Raw genomic sequence first — 1,932 nt, 5'->3', positions numbered from 1 at the left:
GAAGGGACGTTACACCCGGTCGGCCTCGTTGCGGTGCCTGTTGTGCAATCGGCGCCGCCAGTCCTTGATCCTGGAATGGACTTTAGCGCCGGCTGCCTGAACGCGCGCCGAAGTGCCGGTTCATCTGCCGTTCATCAAGGGTTCGGTCGCCGTGGCTTTTGCCGCCAGGTGAAATCTTGAAATGCTTTCCAGCGCTCCCCAAATGTCTCGTGCGGTCGCCAATGTCGGGGCCGCTGGTCCACCCGAAACGCCGCTCAAGGGTTTCGCACCGGCCATACGCAAACCATGTTGCTCAACAGGAGAACACCTCATGCGTCACGTTGATTTTTCCCCGCTTTATCGCTCGACGGTCGGCTTCGATCGTCTGTTCACGATGCTCGATTCGCTCGCGCAGCCGGATGGCGCGCAGACCTATCCGCCCTACAACATCGAGCGCACCGGTGAGGATTCCTACCGGATCTCGATGGCGGTTGCCGGCTTCTCGGACGAGGAAATCTCGATCGAAGCCCATCGCAACGTGCTGACCGTGAAGGGTGAGCGCAAGGACGAGGGTACCGGCGAAGGCTCTGAGCTGCTCTATCGCGGCATTGCCTCGAGGGCTTTCGAACGTCGCTTCCAGCTTGCCGACCACGTCGAGGTCGTTGGCGCCTCGCTGAAGAACGGCCTGCTCTTCGTCGACCTCAAGCGCAACATCCCCGAGGAGCTGAAGCCGCGCAAGATCGCCATTACGGCGTCTTCGGCCAAGGCCAAGCAGATCGAGGCCAAGACCGCTGCCTAAAATACAAGTCTCCTCCCGAGACGGAAGCGGCGCCGAAAGGCGCCGCTTTTTTGTTGTCGGGGAAATGCGTTATCAGGCGATCAGCTGGCCAAAACGGTCGACTTCATCGGCTGTCGTCGCAAAGCTGGTGACGAAGCGGTAGAGCAACTCGTCCTCGCCGATGTGGCCGTCAAAGCCATGCGGCTTGTGCCAGTCGTAGAAGGCGGCACCCGCGGCCTGCAGCCTCTCGGCCTCGGCTTTCTTGATCACCGCGAAAACCTCGTTCGCCTGCGGCAGCCATGCCAGCTTGGCCGTTGCCGAATCCTCGATCGCGGCGGCAAGGCGTGCGGCCATGGCGTTGGCGTGGCGGGCGGTGTCCAGCCACAATCCGTCCTTGAAATAGGCTTCGAACTGCGCCGCGACGAAGCGCGATTTCGAAAACAGCTGGGCGGCGCGCTTGCGCAGGAAGGCCAATTCCCTGGCACGATCGAGGTCGAACAACACGATCGCTTCGGCGCACCAGCAGCCGTTCTTGGTGCCGCCGAAGGAGAGGATGTCGACGCCGCGTTTCCAGGTCATTTCGGCCGGTGTCGTGTCGAGTGCGACCAGCGCATTGGCAAAGCGGGCGCCATCCATGTGCAGGGGCACCGAATATTGTTTGGCGATCGCCGAGATCGTCTCGATCTCATCCAGGCCGTAGATGGTGCCGACCTCGGTCGACTGAGTGATCGAAACGGCCATCGGCCGTCCCCAATGGACAATTTCCGGTGCGAAACGGCCGATGGTCCTTTCCAGATTGTGCGGATCGATCTTGCCCAGCGCGCCATCGATCTCATGCAGGCGAGAGCCGCCGGAAAAATATACCGGCGCGCCGCATTCGTCCTCGATGACATGCGATTCGCGATGGGCAAAGGAAATGCCGCCCGGCTTGTTGTAAGCGGTGAGCGCCAGCGAGTTGGCGGCCGTGCCGGTGGCGACGAAGAACACCGCGACCTCGCGTTCGAAAATCTCACTGAAGCGCTGGTAGACTGCCCGGTCGAGCGCACCGTCGCCATAGGCGGTGGAAAAGCCGCCGGCATTGGCCGACAGGCCGGCGGCAATATTGGGATGGGCGCCTGCCCAATTGTCGGAAGCGAAGAACATGCATCTGCCTATGTCTTGGGAGGTCGGGGGGT

General features: G+C 61.7%; 2 protein-coding genes. One reads left to right on the top strand and one right to left on the bottom strand.

Annotated elements, in window-relative coordinates:
* Positions 1–310 precede the first annotated feature (310 nt).
* Positions 311–778 (top strand): Hsp20 family protein, encoded by a 468-nt coding sequence (locus EOD15_RS33645; protein ID WP_013529716.1) that lies wholly within the window; start codon positions 311–313, stop codon positions 776–778.
* 72 nt (positions 779–850) lie between these two features.
* Here the strand turns inward: EOD15_RS33645 and EOD15_RS33640 are convergent, their stop codons facing one another.
* Positions 851–1,900, bottom strand: coding sequence for a low specificity L-threonine aldolase (locus tag EOD15_RS33640; protein ID WP_127329363.1), 1,050 nt, complete (start codon positions 1,898–1,900; stop codon positions 851–853).
* Positions 1,901–1,932 lie beyond the last annotated feature (32 nt).

This window comes from Mesorhizobium sp. M7A.T.Ca.US.000.02.2.1 (genome assembly GCF_003996995.1).
In the GTDB taxonomy this organism is placed as follows: domain Bacteria; phylum Pseudomonadota; class Alphaproteobacteria; order Rhizobiales; family Rhizobiaceae; genus Mesorhizobium.
The sequence above is the reverse complement of the archived record's forward strand: the minus strand, read 5'-3'. Positions and strand labels throughout refer to the sequence as shown.